We start from the raw sequence: 19,003 nt of genomic DNA, 5'->3' as shown, positions 1-19,003 counted from the left end.
ACTTGAAATTTAAAATTTTTTTAGTAATTTTTATTATGATATTTTTTACTTCATGTTCGAGTGATAAAGAAAATTCTAGCACTGAAAATACAGACAATGCAAGTTTAACTCAAAGTGAAAATACTGATTTTACTTTAAAATTTTTAGATGGTAGAAAAATGTATGTGAAATATCATGAGCAAGCATTTAATTTTGATGATACAGCTAAAGCTAAATTGTTTGTTTTTTTTACGACTTGGTGTGCACCTTGTAAGGCTCAAATTCCACATTTAAATAATTTAAATAATAAATATCAAGATAGATTTGAAGTAATAGCGCTTTTTTTAGAAGAGAATAAGGAGCAAGAAATATTAACTTTTATAGAAGATGAAAAAATTAAATTTCCAGTAGCTATAGGAGAGAATAATTTTGTTTTTTCTAAAGTTTTAAATGTCAGTTCTATACCAACAATGGTGTTATTTAATACAAAAGGTGAAAAGATTAAAGAGTATTTAGGGATAATCCCTGAAGAAATGTTAGATATAGATATACAAAAAGTGATAATGTGATGTTTGGATTTTTAAAAAATGGTTTGAAAAAAACCTTAGAAAGTATTCATTTAGTTAAGGCTTCAAATAAAATCATTACTAAAGATTTACTTGAAGAAATGCTTTTAGAAGCCGATGTGGCATATGAGATAGTTGAAGAGATTATTTACTATCTTCCTCCAAATGATGAGGTCAAAAAGGCTGATTTAGAGCGTGTTATGGGAACTTATTTTATTTATGATAAACCAGAACTTGTTAATGTCAAACCTTTTGTGGATTTGATTTTAGGTGTAAATGGAGTGGGTAAGACCACAAGTATTGCTAAAATGGCACATTTGCATAAAGAAAATGGTGAAAAGGTTATACTTGGAGCTTGTGATACTTTTAGGGCAGGAGCTATAGAGCAGTTAAAATTATGGGCGCAAAAATTAGATATAGATATCATAGCTACTTCACAAGGACATGATCCTTCGGCGGTTGCTTATGATGCTATTTCTAAAGCTTTGGCAAAAAACTATGATAGGGTTATTTTAGATACAGCAGGACGCTTGCAAAATCAAAAAAATCTTGCAAATGAGCTTGAAAAAATTGTTCGTATAAGTGATAAAGCTATGCAGGGAGCTCCTCATAGAAAAATCCTTGTACTTGATGGCACTCAAGGTGTGGCAGGAATTTTGCAAGCAAAAGCTTTTAATGATTTAGTAAAACTTGATGGAGTGATTATTACAAAACTTGATGGAACCGCTAAAGGTGGAGCTTTATTTAGTATAGCAAGAGAACTTGAGCTTCCTATTTTATATGTAGGAGTAGGGGAGCAACTAGGACAAATTCATGAGTTTAATCCTAATGAATACGTTAAAACTTTAGTTGAAGAGATTTTTGCATAATTTATGGCTAAAAAACATATTTTATTTGAATGTCAAGCTTGTGGAAATCAGCAAAGTAAATGGCTAGGCAAATGTCCTGAATGTGGTTCTTGGGATAGTTTTATTGAGCTAAAGCAAGAGCAAATTAAGGTTTTAAAAGAGTTAAATTCGCTCTCAAACACTCCAAGTTCTGCAGTATGTATAAATGACGTTGTAGCAGAAAATTTCACTCGCATTAGCACTGATGATAATGAGCTTGATTTGGTTTTAGGTGGCGGGCTTGTTGTGGGCTCTTTGGTGTTAATTGGGGGTTCACCTGGGGTTGGAAAATCCACACTTTTATTAAAAATTGCTTCCAATTTGGCAAAAAGTGGTAAAAAAGTACTTTATGTAAGTGGAGAGGAGAGTAAATCTCAAATCAAACTGCGCGCAGATCGTTTGAATGCAAATTGTGAGAATTTATTTTTACTTACTGAACTTTGCTTGGAAGATATTTTAAGTGAGCTTTCTAAAAAAGATTATGAAATTTTAATTATTGATTCTATTCAAACTTTATATTCTAATAAAATTACTTCAGCAGCAGGTAGTATCACTCAAGTTAGAGAAATTACTTTTGAGTTAATGCGCTATTCTAAGGCTAATAATATCAGCACTTTTATCATAGGTCATATTACTAAAGATGGAGCTATAGCTGGACCTAGAATTTTAGAGCATATGGTAGATGTGGTGCTTTATTTTGAAGGCGATGCTAATAAAGAAATAAGGATTTTAAGAGGTTTTAAAAATCGTTTTGGAAATATTTCCGAAGTTGGTATTTTTGAAATGACCTCTAAGGGTTTAATTAGTGCTAAAGACATAGCTAATAGATTTTTTACGCGTGGCAAGGCAGTAAGTGGTAGCGCTTTGAGTGTAGTGATGGAAGGAAGCAGAGCTTTAGTGCTAGAAATTCAAGCCTTAGTTTGTGAGAGTGTTTACCCAAAACGCAGTGCAACAGGCTATGAAAAAAATCGTTTAGATATGCTCATAGCTTTACTTGAGAGAAAGCTTGAAATTCCTTTGGGGTATTATGATGTGTTTATTAATGTAAGTGGTGGGGTGAAAATTAGTGAAACTGCGGCAGATTTAGCGGTGGTTGCAGCGATTATTTCAAGTTTTAAAAACCGCCCTTTAAGCAAAGATAGTGTTTTTGTGGGTGAGCTTAGTTTAAATGGCGAGATTAAAGAAGTATTTTCGCTTGATGTGCGTTTAAAAGAAGCTAAAATGCAAAAATTTAAAAATGCCATAGTGCCGGTTAAACCTATGGAAGAACTTGGTTTAAAATGTTTTGTAGCCAAAGAATTACGTGAGGTTTTAGAATGGATGTAAAATTTGATGTAATTATTATAGGTTCAGGTCTTGGAGGCTTAAGTGCGGGTGCTTTTTTAGCTAGAAATGGTAAAAAAGTTTTAGTTTTAGAACAGCATTCTTTAATCGGTGGTTGTGCTACTTGTTTTAAAAGAAAAGGTGTTTTGATTGATGCGGGGCTTCATGAAATGGACCTAGGTGAAGCAAAAACTGACATGAAGCATTTGATTTTTGAAAAACTTGGTATAAAGAATAAAATTGAAATTTTACCTTTACCAAGTGCATGGAGTATTAAAAGTAAAAATTATAATCTAACTTTACCTCATGGCATAGAAAACGTAAAAGAGGTTTTGAAAAAAGAATTTCCACAAGAAAGTAAAGGTATTGATAAATATTTTAAAGCTATAAAAACGCAAGCTTATGCTATTCGAAGGTTTCCTTGGGATTTAAAATTAAGTGAATTATTGTTATTTCCATTTAGCACTTCTTGGATATTTATCAAAAATAGATTGTTTAATAAAAAAGTTTATGATGTTTTAAATGCTTATATTAAAAATGATAAGTTAAAAAAGATTTTAAATGCAAATATGAGTTATTATCATCATGATAGTAAGGAATTTATTTTTAGTTTTCATGGCATTGCTCAAAAGCATTATTATGATGGTGGGGTATATATTAAAGGTGGTTCACAAGCTTTAAGTGATGCTTTGGCTGAGGTTATAAAAGAAAATCAAGGACAGGTTTTAGCTAAGGCTGAAGTTGTTAAAATACTCACAAAAGATCAAAAAGCTTATGGAGTAGAATACATTCAAAATAATCAAAAACACACCATCTATGCGCAAAATATCATTGCAAATTGTGATCCTTTAATCGTATATAAAGACTTGCTTAAAGATTTAAATTTAACCCAAGAAATCAAAGCAATAGAGTCTAAAAAGCGCGCTTGTTCTTTGGTAAGTGCTTATTTTATTTATGATAAAGATATTTCTAAAATTTATGAAAATATGGATTATTGCAATTTTATATTTGAAGATGATTTTTTAAATAGTTCATATGAAAATACTAATATTTTAAAATTAGATATCAAAAAAAGACCTATGGCTTTTGTGAATTATTCTAAAATTGATAGTGGTTTAGCTAGCGATAAATACATAGGTGTTGTAGCTTTTAGTTCAAATTATAATGAATGGGATTTAAATAAACAAGATTATAAAGCTAAAAAAGAAGAGGTATTAAAAGCTATAGTGCAAAGACTAGATGAGATATTTCCAAATTTAAGTTCACACTTAATCCATCAAGAATTAGCTACGCCAAAAACTATACAAAGATATACCAAAGCTTATGAGGGTACAATTTATGGATTTTCTCAAGATCAAGAAGGGGTTAAATATAGATTGCATTATAAAAGTAAAAGTATAGAAAATTTGTATTTTGCTAATGCTTTTATATTTCCTGGAGGTGGTTTTACAGGTGCGATTTTAGGAGGATATTTTTGCGCTAATAAAATGAATTTTCATTAAAATATAAGCAATTTTTTTTTATAATATTAGCTTTGAAATATTTATTCTGCTAAGGATTTTTAATGAAAGATTTATTTTTATTTAGTTCTTTTATAGATTCTAGTCACACTTTTGCATACTTTTTTCATTTGGGTATAGTGGTTGTGATTTCTTTGATTTTAGCAAAACTTGCTACAAGATCCATGCAAATTGTCCCAAGAGGTAGTCAGAATTTAGCTGAGGCTTATATGGAAGGCATTTTAAGTATGGGTAGAGATACCATGGGTAGTGATGAAGCTGCTAGAAAATACTTGCCTTTAGTTGCAACTATAGGTTTTATGGTGTTTTTTAGTAATATTATAGGAATCATCCCAGGTTTTGAAGCCCCAAGTGCTAGTTTAAATTTTAGTGCTTCTTTGGCTATTATAGTATTTGTGTATTATCATTTTGAAGGCATTAGAACTCAAGGATTTTTTAAGTATTTTGCACATTTTATGGGACCTGTTAAAATTCTAGCACCTTTAATGTTTCCTATAGAAGTGGTTTCTCATTTTTCAAGAGTTATTTCTTTATCTTTCCGTTTATTTGGTAATATAAAAGGAGATGATTTATTCTTAGCAGTTATTTTAGCTCTTGTGCCTTGGGTTGCACCACTACCTGCTTATATGCTTCTAACTTTTATGGCATTTTTACAATCTTTTATTTTTATGATTTTAACTTATGTTTATTTAGCAGGTGCAACTGTAGTTGATGAACATCATTAATTTTTAAAAAGCAAAAAATATTTTTTGCTTTTTTCTTTTTTAATGTTTCTCTTTTATTCTTTTTTAAACTCTTTTTGAAATAAAAAACGCTAGAATAAACAAAAAATTCTAAGGAAAATTTTAATGTTTGAAGTTGTTATAGGACTTGAAGTTCATGCACAATTAAATACCAAAACAAAAATCTTTTGTTCATGTGCAACTTCTTTTGGAGAAAAATCAAATACTAATGTATGTCCAACATGTTTAGCTTTACCAGGTGCTTTACCTGTATTAAGTCAAGAAGCAGTGAAAAAAGCTATAGCATTTGGAAAAGCAGTTAATGCAACTATAAATAAAAAAAGTATTTTTAATAGAAAAAATTATTTTTATCCCGATTTACCAAAGGCTTATCAAATTTCGCAATTTGACATTCCTATAGTAGAAAATGGTGAGTTGTTTATTAATGTAAATGGAGAAAATAAACGCATAGGTATTACTAGAGCTCATTTAGAAGAAGATGCAGGGAAAAATATACATGAGAGTAATTTTTCAAAAGTAGATTTAAATAGAGCAGGCACGCCTTTGCTTGAAATCGTTAGTGAGCCTGAACTTAGAAGCTCTGATGAGGCAGTGGCTTATTTGAAAAAGTTACATTCTATTATAAGATTTTTAGATATTTCAGATGCAAATATGCAAGAAGGTAGTTTTAGATGTGATGCTAATGTTAGTATTCGTCCAAAGGGTGATGATAAGCTTTATACTAGAGTGGAGATTAAAAACTTAAATTCATTTCGTTTTATCCAAAAGGCGATTGAGTATGAAGTAAAACGTCAAAGTGAAGCTTGGGAAGATGGAAAATACGATCAAGAAGTTATGCAAGAAACAAGATTATTTGATACGGTTAATTTAGTTACTAGAAGTATGAGAGGCAAGGAAGACTCTGCTGAATATAGATATTTCCCTGATCCTGATCTTTTACCTGTAATTTTAGATGATGAAATGCTAAGTCAAGATATACCTGAACTTCCTGATGAGAAAAAAGCTAGATTTGTTAGTGAATTAGGTATTAAAGAAAGTGATAGTGAAGTGATTGTTTCTTCATTAGAGCTTTGTAGATATTTTGAGTATCTAATTAACCAAAAATTAAACCCAAAACTTTGTGTTACTTGGCTTACGACTGAGTTAATGGGACTTTTAAAAGGTGAGTTGACTATAGAAAACTCACCTGTAAAACAAGAAAAATTAGCTATTTTAATCAAGCGCATAGAAGAAGGTGTTATTAGCGCTAAAGCAGGTAAGGATATTTTAGCTTATGTATTTGAAAATACAGAAGTTGAAATTGATGATGCTATTGAAAGACTTGGTTTAAAACAAGTAAGTGATGATGGTGCTATTGAAAAGATTATTGATGAAATTTTAGCAAACAATGAAGATAAAGTGGTTGAATATAAAAGTGGTAAAGATAAACTTTTTGGTTTCTTTGTCGGTCAGGCAATGAAAGCGGGTAAAGGTGCATTTAATCCTGCTAAAGTGAATGAAATTTTAAAAGCAAAACTTGGTTAAATATGAAAATAGCAGTTGTTGGTGCAGGAAAATGGGGAAGTGCTTTATATGATGTATTGAGCGTTAAAAATGAATGCGTAATAACTTCTTTTCATGAAAAAGATCTTTCTTATTTTGTTAGCACCAAAGAAGCTTTAGAATATGAATATTTAGTTTTTGCTTTATATGCTCAAGGAATACATGAGTGGCTTACAAATAATTTTAAAGATTTAAATCAAAAAATTCTTGTAGCTTCTAAGGGTATTGATTGTAAAAGTTTAAAATTTATGGATGAGGTTTTTAGCGAGTTTATAAGTAGTGATAGACTTTGTTTTTTAAGTGGTCCTTCTTTTGCAAGTGAAGTGCTAGAAAAAAAACCTTGTGCTTTGGTTGTTAGCGGTAAAAATCAAGATCTTTGCAATCAATTTGCAAGTTTTTTTCCAAATTATATTAAAACTTATACAAGTTCTGATGTTAAAGGTGCTGAGATTTGTGGTGCATATAAGAATGTTTTAGCAATTGCAAGTGGGGTTTGCGATGGTTTAAATTTAGGTAATAATGCAAGAGCTTCTTTAGTCTCAAGAGGCTTAGTAGAAATGCACCGTTTTGGACAATTTTTTAACGCTAAAGAAGAAACTTTTTTGGGACTTAGTGGGGCTGGAGATTTATTTTTAACAGCTTCAAGCAATCTATCAAGAAATTATAGAGTAGGTTTAAGTTTGGCTAGTAGTAAAAATATAAAAGATATTTTAATGGAACTTGGCGAGGTAGCCGAAGGAGTACAAACTGCTTATGCTATACATGCCTTATCAAAGCAATTTCAAATTTATACCCCGATTGTCAATGAAGTGGTTTTAATGCTAGAGGGTAAGAATGCTTGGGAATCTTTGAAAGATTTGATGTCATCAAAGGAGGAAATATCATGATTATCAAAAATGCAAAAATTTATGGTGAGCAAAAGCTTGATCTTAAAATAGAAGATGGAAAAATCACTCAAATTGCCAATGATTTAAATAATGATGAGTATATTGTTGATATAAAAGGCAAAACTTTGCTTCCTTCGTTTATTGATTTAAATGTTAGTTTACTTGATAATGAATTTAGTATAGATAAATTATATGATCTTGAAAAAGCATGCTTAAAAGGCGGGGTAGGGACTATTGTTTTAAAAGATAGTTTAGAAGCTAACACTCAAGGCTATGCACTTTATTTTGATAAATTAAAATCTTTAGATATTAATGTTTTACCTACTATTAATGTATTAGATAAAACAGAAAAATTAAAAAATATCGCCACCTTAATTGATATGGGTGCAAAAGGCTTGGAACTTTCAAGTACTTTAGGTGCAAATTATTTAAGACAGTGCATGCAATATGCTAATATGAAATCAACTCCGGTGTTTTTAAAGTGTTTTGATGAGAGTTTTGATGATCATGGGGTGATGAATGATGGGCAAACAAGTTTTGAATTAGGACTTATAGGAATTAGTGATATAGCTGAGACTAGTGAAGTAGCAAAAATGAAAGAATTGGTGGAGTTTTATAAAAACAAAGCTTGTTTTAACTCTTTAGCAATTACAAGATCATTTGAATTACTACATGATCAATATAGTGAAATTTCAATCCATCATTTAATCAAAGATGAAAACGCTTGTGAAAATTTCAATACTCAAGCAAAAATTTTACCTCCACTAAGAGCAAAAAATGAATTAATAGGTCTTAAAAAATTACTTCAAGATAAAAAAATTACTTTCTTAAGCTCTTTGCATACTCCTAGCACTAAAAAAGATTTAGCTTTTGATGAAGCAGACTTTGGAATTAATGCCATAGCTATGTATATGAGTTTATGTTTTACATATTTAGTAAAAGAAGGTATTTTAACTTGGAAAGAATTATGTGATTTTACAAGCTATAATCAAGCGCAATTTTTAGGATTAAACAAAGGTAAAATAGAACTTGGTTTTGATGCTGATTTGGTTGTATTTGAAGAAAATCTTTCTTTTAAAGGGGAAGGTTTATATGCAAATGATACCTTGCAAGGTAAGGTAGAAAAAAGCTTTATAGCAGGAAAAGTTTTTAGCTTTTGAGCTAAAAACTCTTATTTATCCTGCATAGCTTGTGCTACTTTAGTTGAGCTATTTCTAATTTTTTCCATACATTCTCTAGCTTCTTTGGCTAAATCCACACTTTGATTTACACCACTTAAACCATCTTTAATACTTTGCACCACTTCAGCTGTTACATTTCTAATAGAATTAATGGTAGTAGTAATTTCATTTACTGAATGTCCAGTTCTTTCAGCTAGATTTCTAACTTCATCAGCAACCACGGCAAAACCACGTCCATGTTCTCCAGCACGCGCTGCTTCTATGGCAGCATTTAGCGCTAAAAGATTGGTTTGATCTGCTATATCACTAATAGTTTGAATGATATTTTTGATTTCTTCTGATTGTTCATTTAATGATGAAACTAAATTACTACTATTATTCATCATCTCGGCAATATTTTGAATATTTTGAACCGTATTTTCTATAACACTATCGCCTTCTTGTGTTAAATTATCATTTTGTTCTGCTAGTTCGCTAATGAGCTTTAGTTTTTCCTCATCTCTTACAACTTGCTCGGTAATATCTGTTGCAAATTTAATAACTTTATAAATTTCTCCATCATCATTTTTGATAGGATTATAACTTGCTTCTAGGTGGATTAGTTTATTGTTTTTACCAAAGCGTATAAATTTTCCTGATTGGAATTTACCACTTCTTAATTCTTCCCAAAAAATTGTATATTCTTTTGAGTTTCTAAACTTTTCTTCGCAAAACATACTATGGTGTTTTCCTTTGATTTCATTTAGTGAATAACCCATAGTTTGAGTGAAGTTTTCATTAGCATTTAAAATCTCTCCATAAGGATTAAATTCAATAATAGCCATAGAACGATTAGCTGCATCTATGGTATTTTTTAAATCAAGCATTTCATAGTGTCTTTGAGTAATGTCATTGGCGAATTTAATAACCTTATATACTTTGTTATTTTGATCTAAAATAGGAAGATAATTAGCTTCAAGATAAATGTCTTTTCCACCTTTTGCGATGCGTCTAAAAAGACCATTTCTTGATTTACCACCTTTTAAATCTCTCCAAAAATCAGCATAGCGTTGAGATTTTACTACTTCAGGTAAGCAAAACATACTATGGTGTTTTCCTTTAATTTCATCTAGAGAGTAATTCATAGTTTTTAGAAAATTTTCATTAGCGCTAATGATGGTCCCATCTGTTTGAAATTCTATCATCGCCATAGTTTTGCTAATAGCATTAAGTATATCTTGAAAAGCTTGATTAGATTGTTCTAATTGAATAATTTGTTCATTGATTTTTTTCTTATTGACAAACATGAATTTCCTTTATAAAAATAGCTTAAAATTATAAAGTGTTTTTTGAAATAAATAATTTGTTTGTATTAGTTTTTTGTTAAATTAGAAAATTTTTCTTGCAAAGAAGTTCTGATTGAATCATTAATCTCATCACTATTCTTTAAGTATTGTTCATTAAGCTTTTCGAGCTCTTTTAAAAAGTCAAAAAGAGCTTCTTCCCACAAAGCATTGCTTTTTTTACTTAAATTCATAGTTTGAATATGGTTAAGCTTTCTACTCATATCGCTTAAATTTTCCAAAAATTCATCTTTATTATTTTCATTTTGAAGTGTAAAAGTGTTTTGTAAAAGATTGTTTTTGATATTTCTTATTTCTTCGTTAATAAGATCACAAAACTCAGGATAAATATCATTTTTAATGGGTTCAAGTAAGGCTTGCTCATCTAATTTTAGTGTATATTTTTTAATAGCAAAAAAAAGAATTAAAAAAGCTATTGCGCTAATTAAGAGATAAAAAACCATTTTTTAAAATTCCTTAAATGGTGCGGTTAGCGAGATTTGAACTCGCACACGCTGAGCGCACCACCCCCTCAAGATGGCGTGTCTACCAGTTCCACCATAACCGCATAAAGCCCTAAAAGGGCTTTTGTGATTAAGCTGCTACTAATGCTTGGAATGGATTAGCATAAAGAGCGATAAGAGCAATAACAAGTGCATAGATAACTTGAGCTTCAATCATCGCTAAAGCAATAAACATAGTAGTCATTAATTTACCACCAAGACCAGGGTTTCTAGCAGTACCTGCTATAGTTGCTGCCGCAGTATTACCCATACCAATAGCACCACCTAAAGCTGCAACGCCAAGTCCTAAACCTGCTGCTAAGATAGAAAAAGAAGCTAACCATTGATTCATAGAGCCTTCAGCAGCGAATGCAAAACCACTTAAAGCTAGCATTAAAAATACGATTTTTTTCATAGTATTCCCTCGATATAAAATTTAAATCCTTTCGGCTTGCGTATCCCTACTCGTGATTTATAAAAGCGAAATTATATATTAATATAGCTTTAAAATTATTGAAATTTAAATTAATAAGCATATTTTAAAATAAATTAAAGTTTTTTTTAGCTACATTAAATGTTTTTTATGTGCTTATAAAATTTAAGGTTATTTTTATGAATGATAAATTTTCTAAAATAGGCTTTGTATTAGCAGTGGCAGGTTCAGCCGTTGGGCTTGGAAATGCTTGGAAATTTCCAACTTTAGTAGGACAAAATGGAGGCTCAGCCTTTGTACTTTTGTATTTATTTTTGACTTTGGGTGTAGGTTTTGTGATATTTTTAGCAGAACTTAGTATAGGAAAACTTAGTGAAAAAGATCCTGTAAATGCTTATTATACTTTAGCACCAAAACACAAAAGAGCTTGGTCTATAGTCGGTTTTTCTTTAATAGGCGCTATTTTGATTGTTTCTTTTTATAGTGTGATTATAGGATGGATTGTGAAGTATGCTTATTTTGGATTTTTTCCTTTACCAAAAAGCATAGAAGAAAGTGGCGCTATTTTTGGAAATTTACTTTCTAATGATGTTTTATCTCAATTTGTATGTTTTACTTTTGTATTTATAGTTATTTTTTATGTAGTATCAAAAGGTGTTAAAAGTGGTATAGAAAAACTCAATGTTTGGATGATGCCAAGTTTATTTATACTACTTATTTTAATGCTTGGGTATTCTTTTAGTATGGATGGTTTTTCTAAAGCGAGTGAGTTTTTGTTTTCTCCTGATTTTTCTAAGCTTGGTGTAGGGGCGTTTTTGAGTGCTTTAGGACTTGCTTGCTTTTCTTTATCTATTGGAGTGGGTTCAATTATAACTTATTCTGCAAGTTTACCTGATAAAACGAATTTTATTACAAGTACTATTAATATTATTATTATTAATATTATCATTGGTATTATGATGGGACTTATTGTATTTACTTTCATATTTGAATTTAATGGCAATCCAGCTCAGCAAGGTCCAGGTTTGATTTTTGTATCTTTAATGAGTTTGTTTTCAAATATTGATCCAATTGGCTTTTTACCTTTGGGAAATATTTTAGCCATAGCCTTTTTTATAGCTTTATTTTTTGCAGGGATTACTTCAGCAGTTTCCATGATAGAACCTTTAACCTTTTATTTAATTAATTCTTATAATTTTACAAGAAAAAAAGCTTTGATTTTTATAGCTTTCATTGTGTATTTTTTGGGAAGTTTGTGTATTTTATCAGGAATTGAGTGGAGTAAAGATTCTTTGGAATTTTTTGGAAAAAGTTTTTTTGATATATTAGATTTTATAGCTTCAAATTTAATGATGCCTTTGGGTGGGTTATTTGGTGCAATCTTTGTAGGCTTTGTACTTAAAAAAGAAGCTTTGCAAACTTTATTTTATCCTTATATGAGGGGTAAATACTTTGAGTGCTGGTATTTTTTTGTAAGATATATTTCACCTTTGGCGGTGATTTTAATCATGATAAAACAATTATTTTTTTAAGGTTAAAAGATGAATGAAAAATTTTCTAAAATAGGTTTTGTATTAGCAGTGGCAGGTTCAGCCGTTGGGCTTGGAAATGCTTGGAAATTTCCAACTTTAGTGGGTAACAATGGCGGCTCAGCTTTTGTAGTGGTGTATTTACTTTTAACCTTGGGTGTGGCTTTTGTAATATTTTTAGCAGAACTTAGCATAGGAAAACTTAGCGAAAAAGATCCTGTAAATGCTTATTATACTTTAGCACCAAAAAATAAAAAGGCATGGTCACTAGCGGGATTTTTTATGCTTGGTGCTATTATTTTAGTGTCTTTTTATAGTGTTGTGATAGGTTGGATAGCAAAATATGCTTATTTTGGATTTTTTGAACTACCTAAAGATACAAATGAAGCAGGCGCTATTTTTGGAAATTTACTTTCTAATGATGTTTTATCTCAATTTATATGTTTTACTTTTGTATTTATAGTTATTTTTTATGTAGTATCAAAAGGTGTTAAAAGTGGTATAGAAAAACTCAATGTTTGGATGATGCCAAGTTTATTTATACTACTTATTTTAATGCTTGGGTATTCTTTTAGTATGGATGGTTTTTCTAAAGCGAGTGAGTTTTTATTCGTGCCTGATTTTTCAAAATTAAGTGTTAATTCTATATTAGATGCGCTAGGGCTTGCATTTTTTAGTATGTCTTTGGGTGTTTGTGTGATTTTAACCTATGCAGCAAGCTTGCCTGATAAAACAAATTTTATAAGTAGTGCTTTAAATATTATTATTATTAATACTATCATTGGCTTAATGATGGGGCTTATTGTATTTACTTTTATATTTGAATTTGGAGCTGATCCTACTCAACAAGGTCCAGGGCTTATATTTATATCACTAACAACACTTTTTGCAAAATTAGGATTTTTGGGAAATATTTTAGCCATAGCCTTTTTTATTGCATTATTTTTTGCAGGAATTACTTCAGCTATTTCTATGATAGAACCTTTTACTTTTTATCTTATAAATCGTTATCAAATTTCAAGAAAGAAAGCTTTGGTTTTTGTAGGTGTGATTGTTTATTTTCTTGGAAGTTTATCTATACTTTCTTTTTATCATGTAAGCGCGCCAAGTTTAAATTTCTTTGGAAAAAGTTTTTTTGATATTTTAGACTTTTTCATACAAAATTTATTAATGCCAATTTCTGCTTTAATTACAGCATTTTTTGTAGGTTTTGTGCTTAAAAAAGAAGCTTTGCAAATTTTATTTCAACCATTTATGCGTGGGGTATATTTTGAAATTTGGTATATCTTTTTAAGATATATTTCTCCATTAGCAGTGATTTTAATCATGGCCAGACAGCTTTTTTTCTAAGGCATTAAAATGAATGATAAATTTTCTAAAATAGGCTTTGTATTAGCCGTTGCAGGTGGTGCTATAGGGCTTGGAAATGCTTGGAAGTTTCCAACCTTAGTAGGGCAAAATGGTGGTTTTGCTTTTGTACTTTTGTATTTGCTTTTGACTATTAGTGTGGGATTTTGTGTATTTTTGGCTGAAATTGCTATGGGAAGATTAAGTCAAAGTGATCCTGTAAATGCCTATAAAAGCTTAGCAACTAAATATGCTCAAAAATGGAAATTTGCGGGATTTTTTATGCTTGGTGGAATTTTTGTATTATCTTTTTATCTTGTTATTATGGGTTGGGTTTTAAAATACATGATAACTTCGATTTATTATTTGCCTAGCAATACCCAAGAGGCAGGAGCTTTGTTTGGAAATTTAATACAAAATAGTATTTTAGAAAGTAGTTTGTATTTTTTAATTGCTTTTTTTCTTACCTTGTTTGTTGTCTCAAGAGGGGTTAAAAGTGGTATAGAAAAACTGAATGTTTGGATCATGCCAAGTTTATTTATCATGCTTGTATTAATGCTAGTGTATTGCTTTTTTCAAGATGGTTTTAAAGAAGCTTTTGTTTATTTGTTTTATCCTGATTTTACTAAACTTAATCTAAACTCGGTTTTAACAGCTTTAGGCCTTGCTTTTTTTACCTTATGTTTAGGTATAGGTTGTATTACTACTTACGCAGCTTCATTAAAAGATGATACAAATTTAATCACAAGTTCAGCCATAATTGTGCTTTTAAATATCAGCATAGGCTTAATGATGGGGCTTATTGTATTTACTTTTATATTTAAATTTAATGCCAATCCCGCAGAAGGTGCTGGACTTGTATTTATATCTTTAACGACTTTATTTTCCAACTTAGGTGCTATCTTTGGGCATTTTTTAGCCTTTTATTTTTTCTTGGCTTTGTTTTTTGCAGGGATTACTTCAGCAGTTTCTATGATAGAACCTTTTACTTTTTATCTTGTGAATGAATATAAAATTTCAAGAAAAAAGGCTTTGGTTTTTATAGGTTTTGTGGTTTTTCTTTTAGGGATGAGTTGTATTTTATCTTTTAGTGCTAGTTATGGAACTAGTTTTAGCTTTTTTGGTCTAAGTTTTTTTGATATTTTGGATAAATTAACTTCTAATTTTATGCTCCCACTTGGAGCTATTGCTAGTGCTATTTTTGTAGGATTTTTTGTAGATAAAATGAAAATCTATAATTTATTTTCTAAATTTATGAGTAAAAGTATTTTTGAAATATGGTATTTTTTGCTTAGATTTGTTGCGCCTGTTGCGATTATTATCATTATGTTAAATCAAATTTTATAAATTTATTTTTTAAGAAATAAGGTTATAATTGCAAAGATGCAAAAATAAGGAAAAATTATGGCTAAAAAATTAATTGATGTGATGGATACCACATTTAGAGATGGTTTTCAATCTGTTTATGGTGCTAGAGTTTTGATGAATGACTTTTTTCCTGCCCTAGAAGCAGCTAAAGAAGCAGATATTAAGCATTTTGAATTTGGCGGTGGAGCTAGGTTTCAAAGCTTATTTTTTTATTTAAATGAAAATGCCTTTGAAATGATGGATAAATTTAGAGCCATCGTTGGAAAAGAAGCAAATTTACAAACCCTTGCAAGAGGGGTTAATACTGTAGCACTTGATACAGGTAGTAAAGAAATTATTGATTTACATGCAAAAATGTTTGCAAAACATGGTACAACTACCATAAGAAATTTTGATGCATTAAATGATGTAAATAATTTGAAATTTAGTGGAGAATGCATAGTTAAACATGGTTTAAAACATGAAATCACTATTACTTTAATGGATTTACCTCCAAAATGTAAAGGCGCGCATGATGTACCTTTTTATGAAAGAATTTTAAAAGAAATCCTACAAGCACAAATTCCTTTTGATAGTATTTGTTTTAAAGACGCAAGTGGAACTTCAAATCCAAATAAAATTTATGAAGTTATTAAAATGGCTAGAAAAAACTTGCCTGAAAATATGCATATAAGGTTACATACGCATGAAACTGCAGGGGTAAGCATAGCATGCTATTTAGCGGCTTTAGAAGCAGGTGTTGATGGTATAGATTTGGCTGCTGCTCCTGTTAGTGGTGGTACAAGCCAACCTGATATTTTAACCATGCTTCATGCTCTAAAGGGAAGTAATTTTGATCTTGGTTTGGATGAAGAAAAAATTTTAAAATATGAAGAAGTGTTAAAAGATTGTTTAAAAGATTATTTTCTACCACCTGAAGCAACAGCGGTAAATCCTTTAATACCTTTTTCGCCTATGCCAGGTGGAGCATTAACTGCTAATACCCAAATGATGAGAGATAATAATATTTTAGATGAATTTCCTCAAGTTATAAAAGCCATGCAAGAAGTGGTAGAAAAAGGTGGTTATGGTACTTCGGTTACTCCTGTATCGCAATTTTATTTTCAACAAGCTTTTAATAATGTAATGTTTGGACCTTGGAAAAAAATAGCAGATGGGTATGGTAAGATGGTTTTAGGATATTTTGGAAAAACTCCCGTTGCTCCAGATCCTGAAGTAATTAAGCTTGCAAGCGAGCAATTAAAATTAGAACCAACTACAAAATTAGCTACAGATATCGCTGATGCAGATGAGAGTAAAAGTATAGCTTATATTAAAAACTTATTGGAAAAAGAAAATTTAGAAACAAGTGAAGAAAATATTTTTATCGTTGCAGCTTGTAAAGAAAAAGGTATAGCTTTCTTAAAAGGTGAAGCTAAGGTTAATGTTAGAAAAAATAGCAAATTAAAACCAAGTCTTATCAATGAAAATCAATTTACCGTTTCAGTTAATGGTAATAAATATCATGTGGAAGTAAGTGCAGGCTTTGATAGAGATGTTAATGTTAAAAGTGCTGTCAAGGTAAATTCAGACAAAACAGAAGTGAAAAAGGCACAAGTAGATGATAGTGCTAATGCCATCGTTGCGAGTATGAATGCAAATGTATTTAAAATTTTAGTAAAAGAAAATGACAGTGTTAAAGCAGGTCAAGTTGTAGCTGTGCTTGAAGCTATGAAAATGGAGATTGAAGTTAGTGCAAGTAAAGATGGAGAAATTGCAGAACTTTTAATAAATGCTGGTGAGAGTGTAAGTGAAGGCCAGGTTTTAATGACTTATAAATAAGGAGGCAAAAATGATAGGTTTAGAAAATTTAGGTTTAGAAAATATCGGGCAAGTTTTTCATAATCTTAGTTATGATGAGCTTTTAAAACATGAAAAAAATAACAATGAAGGTGTATGTACTAAAAATGGTACCTTTAGTGTGGATACGGGAATTTTTACCGGAAGAAGCCCTAAGGATAAATATTTTGTAAAACAAGATCCTTCACAAAAATATATTGCTTGGGGTAAGATTAACCAACCTATTAGCGAGGAATTATTTGAAAAACTTTTAGCAAAAGCTAAAAAGCAGCTTAGTAATAGTGACATTTATATCCAAGATGCATATTGTGGTGCTTCGTTAAAAAGTCGCAAAGCTGTGCGTTTTGTAACACAAATTGCTTGGCAAGCGCATTTTGTAAAAAATATGTTTATTCGTCCAAAAGAAGAAGAGCTTGGTGAGTTTAAACCTGATTTTGTGGTGTATAATGCTTGCAAATGTGTGAATGAAGACTATGAAAAAGATGGTTTAAATTCAGAAGTTTTTGTCATTTTTAACATAGAAAAAAATATAGCAGTAATTGGTGGGACTTGGTATGGCGGAGAGATGAAAAAAGGAATTTTTTCTATGATGAATTACTGGCTTCCGCTAGAAAATAAACTTCCTATGCATTGTAGTGCTAATGTTGGAGAAAAAGGTGATGTGGCGCTTTTCTTTGGACTTAGCGGTACAGGTAAAACTACTCTTTCAACCGATCCAAAAAGAAAATTAATAGGCGATGATGAGCATGGTTGGGATGATGAGGGTGTGTTTAATTTTGAAGGAGGTTGTTATGCAAAATGTATTAACCTTGACCCTCAAAGTGAGCCAGAAATTTATGGAGCTATAAAGCAAAATGCACTTTTAGAAAATGTAGTTTTAAAAGATGATTTAAGCGTTGATTTTAATGATGGTTCTAAAACTGAAAATACTAGAGTTTCTTATCCAATAGATCATATTTTAAATCACGAGCCAAGTCTTAGCGCAGGTCATCCTAATAATATTATTTTCCTTTCGGCAGATGCTTTTGGTGTTTTACCTCCGGTTAGTAAACTTAGCAAAGAACAAGCAATGTATTATTTTCTAAGTGGTTATACTGCAAAAGTAGCAGGAACTGAAAGAGGTATTACTGAGCCTGTTGCGACTTTTTCAGCTTGTTTTGGAGAAGTGTTTTTGCCATTACACCCAACTGTTTATGCAAAACTTTTGGGCGAAAAAATCAGCAAGCATAATGTGAATGTTTATCTAGTAAATACCGGTTGGAGCGGTGGAGCTTATGGTGTAGGCAAAAGAATGAGTATTAAAGCTACTAGAGCTTGCATTAATGCGATTTTAGATGGTAGTATACAAAATTGTGAGTTTGAAAACTATGATTTATTTAATCTTGCAGTTCCAAAAGAATTAGCAGGTGTAGAAAGTAAGCTATTAAACCCTATTAATACTTGGGAAGATAAAAAAGCTTATAAGGAAACCAAATTAAAGCTTGCAAAAATGTTTATAGAAAATTTTAAACGCTATGAAGATGTAAAAGAAGGAGCAGAATTTAAATTAGCTGGTCCTGCTATCTAAAAAGAGTTAAGCTCTTTTTAGAATAGTGATTCAGGATTGATTTGGGTTTCTTTATTTTTTGGAAGCTCAAATCCACCTAACATATGAAAATGTAAATGAAAGACTTCTTGTCCGCTATTTTTTCCACAATTTGTGATTAATCTATACCCACTTTTATCAAGCCCTAAAAGAATAGCTAGTTCTTGAATAAATTGTGTCATTTCACTCATTAATTCAGGTCTTAATTCTTGAAAGTTTTCAAAATGTTCTTTTGGAATGATTAAAATATGAATAGGTGCTTTAGGATTAATATCATGAAAGGCTAAAAATTTTTCACTTTCTAAAACTTTATTAGCAGGGATTTTTCCTTCTATGATTAGTTCAAATACGGTTTTTTCTCTCATTTAGTAGTCCTTTTTTTTTGTTATTTTTGCTAATTTTAAATAATTTTACATTAGAATGTTTAAAAAAAATTTAGTTGGAGCTAA

At 30.5% G+C, this 19,003-nt stretch carries 17 protein-coding genes and 1 tRNA gene; 13 read left to right on the top strand and 5 right to left on the bottom strand.

The genetic code is table 11. The annotated features are described in order from the left end of the window. Window positions 1-2 precede the first annotated feature (2 nt). The 8 genes from L8U00_RS03515 to L8U00_RS03480 all read left to right on the top strand — a co-directional run bounded on the left by L8U00_RS03515 (window position 3) and on the right by L8U00_RS03480 (window position 8,607). Entirely contained in the window at window positions 3-548 is a 546-nt protein-coding gene (locus L8U00_RS03515; RefSeq protein WP_263708521.1) for a TlpA family protein disulfide reductase, read from the top strand. Beyond that, on the top strand, window positions 548-1,414 hold the full coding sequence (gene ftsY / locus L8U00_RS03510) for a signal recognition particle-docking protein FtsY (protein WP_263708520.1): 867 nt from the start codon (window positions 548-550) through the stop codon (window positions 1,412-1,414). The genes L8U00_RS03515 and ftsY overlap by 1 nt, the downstream gene beginning before the upstream one ends. 3 nt (window positions 1,415-1,417) lie before the next feature. Continuing rightward, window positions 1,418-2,758 carry a DNA repair protein RadA gene (gene radA, locus L8U00_RS03505; protein WP_263708519.1) on the top strand — a complete coding sequence of 447 codons (1,341 nt, stop codon included), beginning with the start codon at window positions 1,418-1,420 and terminating at the stop codon, window positions 2,756-2,758. After that, window positions 2,749-4,257, top strand: coding sequence for a phytoene desaturase family protein (locus L8U00_RS03500; protein WP_263708518.1), 1,509 nt, complete (start codon window positions 2,749-2,751; stop codon window positions 4,255-4,257). Before radA ends, L8U00_RS03500 begins: the two co-directional genes overlap by 10 nt. A 62-nt stretch (window positions 4,258-4,319) precedes the next feature. Then, window positions 4,320-5,000: a F0F1 ATP synthase subunit A gene (locus tag L8U00_RS03495; RefSeq protein WP_039668715.1), complete on the top strand. Its 681-nt coding sequence runs from the start codon at window positions 4,320-4,322 to the stop codon at window positions 4,998-5,000. 123 nt (window positions 5,001-5,123) lie between these two features. Continuing rightward, window positions 5,124-6,542 carry an Asp-tRNA(Asn)/Glu-tRNA(Gln) amidotransferase subunit GatB gene (gene gatB / locus L8U00_RS03490; RefSeq protein WP_263708517.1) on the top strand — a complete coding sequence of 473 codons (1,419 nt, stop codon included), beginning with the start codon at window positions 5,124-5,126 and terminating at the stop codon, window positions 6,540-6,542. Window positions 6,543-6,544: 2 nt separating this feature from the next. Next, the gene (locus L8U00_RS03485; protein WP_263708516.1) at window positions 6,545-7,447 is read left to right on the top strand and encodes an NAD(P)H-dependent glycerol-3-phosphate dehydrogenase; all 903 of its coding nucleotides are present in this window, start codon (window positions 6,545-6,547) and stop codon (window positions 7,445-7,447) included. Continuing rightward, entirely contained in the window at window positions 7,444-8,607 is a 1,164-nt protein-coding gene (locus L8U00_RS03480; RefSeq protein WP_263708515.1) for a metal-dependent hydrolase, read from the top strand. Before L8U00_RS03485 ends, L8U00_RS03480 begins: the two co-directional genes overlap by 4 nt. Window positions 8,608-8,618: 11 nt before the next feature. Here the strand turns inward: L8U00_RS03480 and L8U00_RS03475 are convergent, their stop codons facing one another. The 4 genes from L8U00_RS03475 to L8U00_RS03460 all read right to left on the bottom strand — a co-directional run bounded on the left by L8U00_RS03475 (window position 8,619) and on the right by L8U00_RS03460 (window position 10,868). Next, on the bottom strand, window positions 8,619-9,914 hold the full coding sequence (locus tag L8U00_RS03475; RefSeq protein ID WP_263708514.1) for a methyl-accepting chemotaxis protein: 1,296 nt from the start codon (window positions 9,912-9,914) through the stop codon (window positions 8,619-8,621). 65 nt (window positions 9,915-9,979) lie between these two features. Then, window positions 9,980-10,414, bottom strand: coding sequence for a hypothetical protein (locus L8U00_RS03470; RefSeq protein WP_263663465.1), 435 nt, complete (start codon window positions 10,412-10,414; stop codon window positions 9,980-9,982). An 18-nt stretch (window positions 10,415-10,432) separates the two neighbouring features. Continuing rightward, a tRNA-Leu gene (locus L8U00_RS03465) sits at window positions 10,433-10,518 on the bottom strand. A gap of 26 nt (window positions 10,519-10,544) precedes the next feature. Further along, window positions 10,545-10,868 carry a F0F1 ATP synthase subunit C gene (locus L8U00_RS03460; protein ID WP_012661906.1) on the bottom strand — a complete coding sequence of 108 codons (324 nt, stop codon included), beginning with the start codon at window positions 10,866-10,868 and terminating at the stop codon, window positions 10,545-10,547. A gap of 197 nt (window positions 10,869-11,065) precedes the next feature. On the opposite strand from L8U00_RS03460, the gene L8U00_RS03455 reads away from it, so the two are divergent. Genes L8U00_RS03455 through pckA form a run of 5 tightly spaced genes read left to right on the top strand, consistent with a single transcriptional unit; the run spans window position 11,066 to window position 18,536 of the window. Beyond that, window positions 11,066-12,418 carry a sodium-dependent transporter gene (locus tag L8U00_RS03455; protein ID WP_263708512.1) on the top strand — a complete coding sequence of 451 codons (1,353 nt, stop codon included), beginning with the start codon at window positions 11,066-11,068 and terminating at the stop codon, window positions 12,416-12,418. A 9-nt stretch (window positions 12,419-12,427) separates the two neighbouring features. Continuing rightward, window positions 12,428-13,765 carry a sodium-dependent transporter gene (locus L8U00_RS03450; RefSeq protein ID WP_263663468.1) on the top strand — a complete coding sequence of 446 codons (1,338 nt, stop codon included), beginning with the start codon at window positions 12,428-12,430 and terminating at the stop codon, window positions 13,763-13,765. Window positions 13,766-13,774: 9 nt separating this feature from the next. After that, window positions 13,775-15,109: a sodium-dependent transporter gene (locus L8U00_RS03445; RefSeq protein ID WP_263708511.1), complete on the top strand. Its 1,335-nt coding sequence runs from the start codon at window positions 13,775-13,777 to the stop codon at window positions 15,107-15,109. Between the two features lie 57 nt (window positions 15,110-15,166). Beyond that, window positions 15,167-16,951 carry a biotin/lipoyl-containing protein gene (locus L8U00_RS03440; protein WP_263708510.1) on the top strand — a complete coding sequence of 595 codons (1,785 nt, stop codon included), beginning with the start codon at window positions 15,167-15,169 and terminating at the stop codon, window positions 16,949-16,951. A gap of 10 nt (window positions 16,952-16,961) precedes the next feature. Beyond that, a complete protein-coding gene (gene pckA, locus L8U00_RS03435) occupies window positions 16,962-18,536 on the top strand; it encodes a phosphoenolpyruvate carboxykinase (ATP) (RefSeq protein WP_263708509.1) in 1,575 nt (524 codons plus the stop codon). A gap of 17 nt (window positions 18,537-18,553) precedes the next feature. Here pckA and L8U00_RS03430 read toward each other — a convergent pair whose 3' ends face one another. Next, on the bottom strand, window positions 18,554-18,919 hold the full coding sequence (locus L8U00_RS03430) for a histidine triad nucleotide-binding protein (protein WP_240379776.1): 366 nt from the start codon (window positions 18,917-18,919) through the stop codon (window positions 18,554-18,556). Window positions 18,920-19,003 lie beyond the last annotated feature (84 nt).

Source organism: Campylobacter sp. IFREMER_LSEM_CL2256 (genome assembly GCF_025771645.1).
In the GTDB taxonomy this organism is placed as follows: Bacteria; Campylobacterota; Campylobacteria; order Campylobacterales; family Campylobacteraceae; genus Campylobacter_D.
The sequence above is the reverse complement of the archived record's forward strand: the minus strand, read 5'-3'. Positions and strand labels throughout refer to the sequence as shown.

Excerpts from the sequence above, each read along its gene's own strand:
- L8U00_RS03500 (WP_263708518.1), top strand. The coding sequence starts at position 2,749 with ATGGATGTAAAATTTGATGTAATTATTATAGGTTCAGGTCTTGGAGGC.
- ftsY (WP_263708520.1), top strand. The coding sequence starts at position 548 with ATGTTTGGATTTTTAAAAAATGGTTTGAAAAAAACCTTAGAAAGTATT.
- L8U00_RS03470 (WP_263663465.1), bottom strand. The coding sequence starts at position 10,414 with ATGGTTTTTTATCTCTTAATTAGCGCAATAGCTTTTTTAATTCTTTTT.
- L8U00_RS03485 (WP_263708516.1), top strand. The coding sequence starts at position 6,545 with ATGAAAATAGCAGTTGTTGGTGCAGGAAAATGGGGAAGTGCTTTATAT.
- L8U00_RS03430 (WP_240379776.1), bottom strand. The coding sequence starts at position 18,919 with ATGAGAGAAAAAACCGTATTTGAACTAATCATAGAAGGAAAAATCCCT.
- L8U00_RS03440 (WP_263708510.1), top strand. The coding sequence starts at position 15,167 with ATGGCTAAAAAATTAATTGATGTGATGGATACCACATTTAGAGATGGT.
- L8U00_RS03455 (WP_263708512.1), top strand. The coding sequence starts at position 11,066 with ATGAATGATAAATTTTCTAAAATAGGCTTTGTATTAGCAGTGGCAGGT.
- L8U00_RS03445 (WP_263708511.1), top strand. The coding sequence starts at position 13,775 with ATGAATGATAAATTTTCTAAAATAGGCTTTGTATTAGCCGTTGCAGGT.
- radA (WP_263708519.1), top strand. The coding sequence starts at position 1,418 with ATGGCTAAAAAACATATTTTATTTGAATGTCAAGCTTGTGGAAATCAG.
- L8U00_RS03480 (WP_263708515.1), top strand. The coding sequence starts at position 7,444 with ATGATTATCAAAAATGCAAAAATTTATGGTGAGCAAAAGCTTGATCTT.
- gatB (WP_263708517.1), top strand. The coding sequence starts at position 5,124 with ATGTTTGAAGTTGTTATAGGACTTGAAGTTCATGCACAATTAAATACC.
- pckA (WP_263708509.1), top strand. The coding sequence starts at position 16,962 with ATGATAGGTTTAGAAAATTTAGGTTTAGAAAATATCGGGCAAGTTTTT.
- L8U00_RS03475 (WP_263708514.1), bottom strand. The coding sequence starts at position 9,914 with ATGTTTGTCAATAAGAAAAAAATCAATGAACAAATTATTCAATTAGAA.
- L8U00_RS03495 (WP_039668715.1), top strand. The coding sequence starts at position 4,320 with ATGAAAGATTTATTTTTATTTAGTTCTTTTATAGATTCTAGTCACACT.
- L8U00_RS03450 (WP_263663468.1), top strand. The coding sequence starts at position 12,428 with ATGAATGAAAAATTTTCTAAAATAGGTTTTGTATTAGCAGTGGCAGGT.
- L8U00_RS03460 (WP_012661906.1), bottom strand. The coding sequence starts at position 10,868 with ATGAAAAAAATCGTATTTTTAATGCTAGCTTTAAGTGGTTTTGCATTC.